The 7,062-nt window shown below is 74.9% G+C and carries 6 protein-coding genes; all 6 read left to right on the forward strand.

Annotated features, from left to right (window positions below):
- Positions 1-1,850 (forward strand): KR domain-containing protein (locus CCN39_RS46495; protein ID WP_143264437.1); only part of this gene is annotated, 1,850 nt, incomplete at its 5' end.
- 23 nt (positions 1,851-1,873) lie between these two features.
- Positions 1,874-2,746, forward strand: coding sequence for a TauD/TfdA dioxygenase family protein (locus CCN39_RS46500; protein WP_086853453.1), 873 nt, complete (start codon positions 1,874-1,876; stop codon positions 2,744-2,746).
- An 11-nt stretch (positions 2,747-2,757) separates the two neighbouring features.
- Entirely contained in the window at positions 2,758-3,966 is a 1,209-nt protein-coding gene (locus CCN39_RS46505) for a cytochrome P450 family protein (protein ID WP_086853455.1), read from the forward strand.
- The gene (locus CCN39_RS46510) at positions 3,963-4,643 is read left to right on the forward strand and encodes a glycosyltransferase family protein (RefSeq protein ID WP_086853457.1); all 681 of its coding nucleotides are present in this window, start codon (positions 3,963-3,965) and stop codon (positions 4,641-4,643) included. The genes CCN39_RS46505 and CCN39_RS46510 overlap by 4 nt, the downstream gene beginning before the upstream one ends.
- 2 nt (positions 4,644-4,645) lie before the next feature.
- Complete coding sequence (locus CCN39_RS46515) at positions 4,646-6,109, forward strand: serine hydrolase domain-containing protein (RefSeq protein ID WP_208630676.1); 1,464 nt, start codon at positions 4,646-4,648, stop codon at positions 6,107-6,109.
- On the forward strand, positions 6,106-7,062 hold a 957-nt coding region (locus CCN39_RS46520; RefSeq protein ID WP_086853461.1), incomplete at its 3' end, for a glycosyltransferase. The genes CCN39_RS46515 and CCN39_RS46520, both read left to right, overlap by 4 nt.

Genomic DNA, 7,062 nt, shown 5'->3' on the forward strand with positions numbered 1-7,062 from the left:
CCCGGCGAGCAGCCCGGCTTCGGGGCGCTGCCGCGGCACCCGTCACGCGCCCCGAAGCCGGGCTGCTCGCCGGGATCACCGCCGTCGGTCCGCAGGAAACCGGCATCCCCGGCCACTGGGTCGACCTCGAAAGCGCCGACCTGGACCGCGTCGCCGACCTGCTCACCGGCCCCCCGCCACCCGAGCGGGTTGCCCTCCGGAACGGGTTCTGGTGGGTCCGGGAAAGCAGTCCGGTCACCGGCGGTGCGCCCGTCGCGCCGGACGGAACCCACCTCGTCCTCGGCGGCACCGGCGGCATCGGCACCGCGGTCGCCGAAGAACTGCTCACCCGCACCACCGGCCGGGTCGTCCTGCTCGCGCGCCACCCCTTCCTGCCCGAGGCGCTCGAACCGTGGGCCGACCGCGTCGACCTCCTCGCCGCCGACCTCACGAAGATCACCGCGGACGCGATCGAAGGCCCCCTGACGGGCATCGTGCACGCCGCCGGAGTTCCCGACGGCCGCCTGATCGCCACCCGCGGCGAAGGCACGCAGGACGTCAAGCTCGCCGGCGCCCTCCTCGTGGAACAGCTCATCGAACGCGACCGGCCGGCCTTCGCCGTCTACTGCTCGTCGTTGTCCGCTCAGTTCGGCGGTACCGGCCAGCTCGACTACGCCGCCGCCAACGGGTTCCTCGACGCGCTCGCCCACCGCGACGGCCCGACCGCCCGCCTCGCCATCGCCTGGGACGTCTGGCGGGCCAGCGGGATGGCCGTCACGGCCCTGGAAACCGATGCCCGGCACCAGGCCCACTTGGCCGTCGGTCTCGGCGACGACGAAGGCCGGCGCACCTTCGCCCGCGCGCTGGCGACCGGCCTCCCGCAGGTCCTGGTGGCCACGACCGGCCTCGACACCGCCCGCAGCTTCCACGAACGCGAGCGCGGCACCACACCGGCGGCGGAACCCGCCGCAGCGGACCTGACCGAGGAAGTCCGCGCTCTCCTGGGCGTCGCCGAGCTCGACCCGGACGTCCCGCTCTACGACCTCGGCGCCGACTCCCTCACGCTGCTGGACGTCATCGAGTCGGTGAAACGCCTGTACGGCGTCGATCTCGATCTGGCCTGGCTGGGCCCGGAAGTCACGATGTCGGCGTTGCTGGCCAAGCTGGGCCGAGCCGCCGACGCCGGCGAAGTCGTCGTCCAGGTCTGGCGCGAAGGGACGACCCAGGAGGTCGTCTGCCTCGTGCACCCCGTCGGGGGCGACGTCCACGCCTACCGCCCGCTCGTCGATGCCCTGCCGGCCGGCCTCGGCGTCTGCGTGATCGCCGACCCCGCGCTGAGCCGCCCGGAACCACCGGGGTGGTCCATCCCGGACCGGGCCCGCCGCTACCACGAGGCCCTCGAAAAACGTTTCCCCGGCCGCAGGAAACAGCTGGCCGGGTGGTCGTTCGGCGCCTGGGTCGCGACCGGCATGGCCGCCGAGGCCGAGGCGGCCGGGCAGCCGGTGCGGGCACTGCACCTCATCGACCCGCCGCCGCCCGGCGCGAGTGCCGCCGACTACGACGACACGCAACTGGAGGCGGTGTTCGAGCGCGAACTCGGCGGCACCGCCGGCGAGCACGCGCGCAAGCTCGCCCGCGCCACCCGGGCCAACCTGCGCAGCATGGCCGGGCACGCGCTGCCCCGCCTCGCCGCGACGCCCAGCCACGTCTGGCTCGCCACCGAACCCGAGCCCGGCCTGCCGGTGGCCGATCGCGACGGCTGGCGGGAACTCCTGCCCGAGCCGAGCCGCTGGCACGAACTGCCCGCCACCCACTACGGCGTCGTGCGCGCCCCGCACGTCGCCGCGGTGGCCGCCGCCATCGAACGGTGAGACCCACCGGAGGAAAGGAAACCATGGAGCAGTACGAACTCGACGCCGTCAAGCGGATCACGACGCGGCCGGCGCGCGACCACCGGACCCTGGAGGTGCGGGGCCTGACCCCGGTCATCGGCGCCGAGGTCACCGGCCTCGACCTGACGCGGGAGCTGACCGACGAGCAGCTCACCGAGCTGAAGACGGCCTTCCTGGACCACCACGTGCTGGTGTTCCGCGACCAGGACATCTCGGTCGAGGACCACAAGCGGCTCGCGGCGGCCTTCGGTGAGCTGCGTCCGGTCAACCCGCCACCCGAGCACGGCGACCCGTACATCCTCGAGGTCGCGACCGCGCCGGAGTCGGCCACCGTCTTCGGCAACGGCTGGCACGCCGACGGCACCGCCGACGAAGAGCCGTCGCTGGGCTCGATGCTCCACATCACGCGCATGCCCGAGCCGGGCAGCGGCGGCGACACGCTCTTCGCGAACATGCACCTCGCCTACGACATGCTGTCGCCGAAGCTGAAGGAGCTGCTGACCGGGCTGACCGCGATCCACGACGGCGCGCACGCCTTCCGCGGCCACAAGATCCCGGAGGGCTACGAGCCGCCGGTCAGCGAGCACCCGGTCGTCGTGCGGCACCCGGAAACCGACCGGCCGCTGCTGTACGTCAACCCGGCCTACACCTCGCGCATCCCGCAGCTGTCGGCCGACGAAAGCCAGGCGGTGCTCGACCTGCTGTTCTCGGTCGTGCCGAACCGGCCGATGCTCGCCTGCCGGGTGCGGTGGGAGCCGAACACGCTGGTGTTCTGGGACAACCGCTGCGTCCAGCACCACGCGACCTACGACTACTACCCGTACACCCGCTTCGGCCACCGCGTCGCCATCAACGGCGGCCCGCTCAAAGGATGACCGGGAGCCCGATGCCGTCCGAACCCGTGGTGGACGTCCGCTATCCGGCGGTCCTCGACGACCCCGTGTGCGGCTACGACCGCATCCTCGCCGCGGCGCCGGTCTGCCGCGCCCGGTTGCCGAACGGCGAGGAGGGCTGGCTGGTCACCGGCAGCGCCGAGGTCCGCGCCGTGCTGTCCGACCCGGCCGTGCGCAACGACCCGGCCGGTCTGCCGGGCCAGGGGGCGCAGACCCAGGAGGAGACGTTCCTCGCGCTGGGCACGCCGCGCGAGCACCTGCCCTACCTGCGCGCGAGCCTGCTGAGCCTCGACGGCGCCGAGCACACGCGGCTGCGGCGCAGCATCAGCCACGCGTTCAGCGCTTCGCGGGTCGCCGCGCTGCGCCCGCGGGTGCAGCAGATCGTCGACGAGCTGCTCGACGGACTCGGCGAGACGGCGAACCTGCTCGACGAGTACGCCTACCCGCTGGCCATGGCGGTGGTGTGCGAACTGGTCGGGGTGCCCGAAACCGACTGGGCGGACTGGTGGCGCTGGGGCAAGGTCCTCGTCGACGGCGACCCGGCGCGGATCACGCCGACGCTGAGCGAAATGTTCGCCTACTGCCACACCCTGGTGGACCGCCGCCGCGCCGAGCCGCGGGAGGACCTGCTCAGCGAGGTCGTCGCCCGGGACGACCTGACCGACGTCGACGCGGTGGCCCTGGTCGTGTTCCTGGTGCTCGCCGGGCACGAGACGATGGCGAACATGCTGGCCAACGCGGCGCTCGCGCTGATGCGCGACCCCGCCCAGCGGGAGCTGCTGCGCCGCGAGCCGGAGCTGTGGCCGGCGGCGGTGCGCGAGCTGGTCCGCACGGACGGCCCGGTCCAGTTGGCCCGGTTGCGTTACGCGGCAACGGACCTGGAGGTCGGTGGCGTGCGGATCAAGGCGGGGGACGCGGTGCAGGCGGTTCTCGGCGCCGCCAACCGCGACCCGGCGCAGTTCGCCCACCCGCACACCGCGGACGTGCGGTGGCAGGCCGAGCACGGTGGCCGCGAGGGAAACGTCGGATTCGGCTGGGGCCCGCACTTCTGCCTCGGCGTGGCGCTGGCGAAGCTGGAGGCGGAGGTCGCGTTGCGGAGCTTGTTCGAGCGCTTTCCGGACGTCGAACCGGTGGGTGAGGCGGCGTGGGTGCCGCTGCCGCGCGCCCGGCACCGGGTCGCGTTGGAGGTGCGGCTGCGGTGAACGCCCCCGACGTTTCGGTCATCCTGCCCTGCGCCGGGCTGGGAACGCGGTTCGGAGCGCCGTACCCGAAGGAACTGCACTGCCTGGCGCCCGGGGTCACCGTGCTGGACCGCAGCCTGGAAGCCGTGGTGGCGCTGGTGAAGAGCGGGCTCAGCGTGCGCGTGGTCGTCGTGATCGGCCCGCACAAGCTGGACACGGTGCAGTACCTGGCGCGCTACGCCGGGACCTTCCAGCTGGTCTTCGTCTACCAGGACGACGTGGCCGAGCCGGGACTCGACGGGGCGATCCGGTGCGCCCTGCCGCTGACGCGGGGACCGGTGGCGCTCGTCCTGCCCGACATCGTCGTCAGCGGCGTGGACAGCCTGCTCGCCGCGCTGCGGCAGACGGACGTGGCGGGCTGGAGCGTGGTGGCCGCCGAAGAGCGGGATCCCGGCGTGCTGCGGCAGATGGGCGCGCTGGCGGTGGCCGGCGGGAACGGCCTCGTGACCGTCGAGGCCGCCGCGGAAAAGCCGGCCGACCCCGCGGGCTTCAACGCGCTCTGGGGCATGGTGGCGGTCACCGAGGACCAGGCCCACCGGTTGCCGGACGTGGCCCGGCGGGACGCGGACAGCCCGCTGGCCGGGGCGCGCGCCCTCATGGTGGCACGGATCGTCAACTACAACACCACCGAGGGATGAGCATGCTCGACGACGTGATGGCGGCGCTGGACACCGTCCTGCCCCGGCTGGCCGCGGTCACCGGCACGCCCGGCGTCGCCGTCGCGGTGGCGACGAGCGACGACCTGCGGACGGCCGCGACCGGGTTCGCGGACCTGGCCGCGCGCACGCCGATGACCGCCGAGACCGTCGCGCCGGCCGGCTCGCTCACCAAACCCGTCACCGGCCTGGCCTTCCTGCAGCTCGCCGAGGCGGGCATGGCCGGGCTGGACACGCCGGTCGACCAGGTGCTGCCCGCGGGACTGCGCGGCCGGGCCGCGGCGCCCGCCACCACCGCCATGCTGGCCGCCCACCAGGGTGGCTACACCAGTGACATCGTCACCGCGGTCGCGCCCACGGCGGCGGCCGAGCCGATCCTCGACTACGTCCGGCGCCGGCACGAGACCGGCCGCGCCGTCGAGTACGGCGGGGTGCGGCCGCTGGTGACGGCCCCGGAGTCCTATTCGTACTCCAGCTTCGGCGTCGGGGTGCTCGGCGGTGTGGTCGAGCACCTGGCCGGCGAGCCGTACGGGGCCCGCGTCGGCCGGGAAGTGTTCGCGGCGGCCGGGATGGCGGGCACGAGCATCGACGACGGCACGGGGAACACCGGTGGCGCCACCGGGTACGCCGCCTTCGGCGACTGGTGCCTGCCGAGCCCGCCCCTGCGCACCGCGGCCTACCCGGGTGTCGGGATGCACACCAGCGCCGCGGATTTCGCGCGGCTGCTGCAATCCCTGCTGCGCACCGCCCGGGGCGACCGCGGGCTGGTCGGGCCGGAGTCGCTCGCGGCCATGGTGACCCCGCGGGTCGAGCGCCCGAGCCCGCACGGCGTCCGCTCGTATTCCGGCCTGACCCTCGAACTCGCCGATCCGGAGCTGGGCGGGGACTGGTGGTGGGGGCACACCGCGGCGTTCCCGTGGGGCTTCTGGTGGGAAGCGCGGGTCTGGCCGCACCGCGACCTGGCCGCGGTCGCGGTGGGCAACCGGTGGGACATGGCCCGGTTCCACAACCCCGCGACGCGCAGCGCGCCCGGGCTGGCCGTCGAGTGGGCGGGCCGCTGGGCGGTGTCCGGCGCACCGGCGAAACTCCCGGACATGGACGGGCGGCCCCGGTGGACCGGTCCCCGGCCCACGCCGGAGAGCTCGCACTGGATGGGTGTCCTGGTGGGCGAACGCACCCACGGCCTGCTCGGCGTGCCCGGCCCGCTGCCGGTCGCGGCCCTGGCCGCCGGCGCGCGTTCCCTCGGTGACGGCGACCCGGACGGCTGGGACCCGGCCGCGTTCGAGCGTGGCGTGGAACAGGCGCGCGCGGTGGCACCGGACCCGGCCGCGCTCGGGGCACTGGGCCGGGAGCTGGGGCCGGCCGCGGCGCTGTGGATGCTGGAGTGCGGGGCGGCCAGCGCCGACGTCACGATGCCGGTCGGCTTCTACGCCGGGACACCGCGGTGACGCGGGTGCTGCTGGCCACGTACGGGACGCGGGGCGACGTCGAACCGCTGGTGGCCCTCGCGGTCGAGCTCCGGGCACTCGGCGCGGACGTGCGGATGTGCACCCCGCCGGACGAGGAGTTCACGGACCGGCTGGCCGGTCTCGGGATCGAGCGGGTGCCGGTCGGGCCGCCGGTGCGGGCGTTGATGCGCGCGACGGCTCCCCCGACCCCGGCGGAGCTGACCCGGTACCGCACCGAGCTGCTGGAGACGCAGTTCGACGTCCTCCCCGCGGCGGCCGAGGGCTGCGACGCGCTGGTCGCGGCCGGCCTGGCGCAGGTCGCCGCGCGGTCGGTGGCCGAAGCCATGGGCATCCGCTACGTCTACGTGACCTATGCGGCGGTCAACCTGCCGTCGCGGCACCACGCGCCCCCGCCGCGGCCGGGCTGGCCGGAGCCGCCGGGGCTGGCCAACGCGGCGCTGTGGGAACTGGACGCCCAGCGGGTGAACGCGCAGTTCCGCGAGCCGCTCGACGCCCACCGGGCCGCGCTCGGCCTGCCCCCGGTGGCCAACGTCCGCGACCACGTCTACTCGGACCGGCCGTGGCTGGCGGCGGACCCGGTGCTGGGGCCGGCCGGCCCGGACCTCGACGTGGTCCGGACCGGCGCGTGGACGGTGCCGGACGAGCGGCCGCTGCCGCCCGAGCTGACGGCGTTCCTGGAGGCGGGCCCGCCGCCGGTCTACGTCGGCTTCGGCAGCATCAGCCCGGCACCGGACATCGCCCGCTGGTCGGTCGAGGTGAGCCGCGCCCGCGGGTACCGGGTGCTCGTCTCCCGCGGCTGGGCCGACCTGGCCGTGGACGGCTGCTTCGCCATCGGCGACGTCAACCACCAGCGCCTGTTCGGCCGGCTGGCGGCGGTGGTCCACCACGGCGGCGCGGGCACGACGCAGACGGCCGCCCGGGCGGGCGTCCCG

Origin of the sequence: Amycolatopsis kentuckyensis (assembly GCF_002155975.1) — a bacterium.
Taxonomy (GTDB): domain Bacteria; phylum Actinomycetota; class Actinomycetes; order Mycobacteriales; family Pseudonocardiaceae; genus Amycolatopsis; species Amycolatopsis kentuckyensis.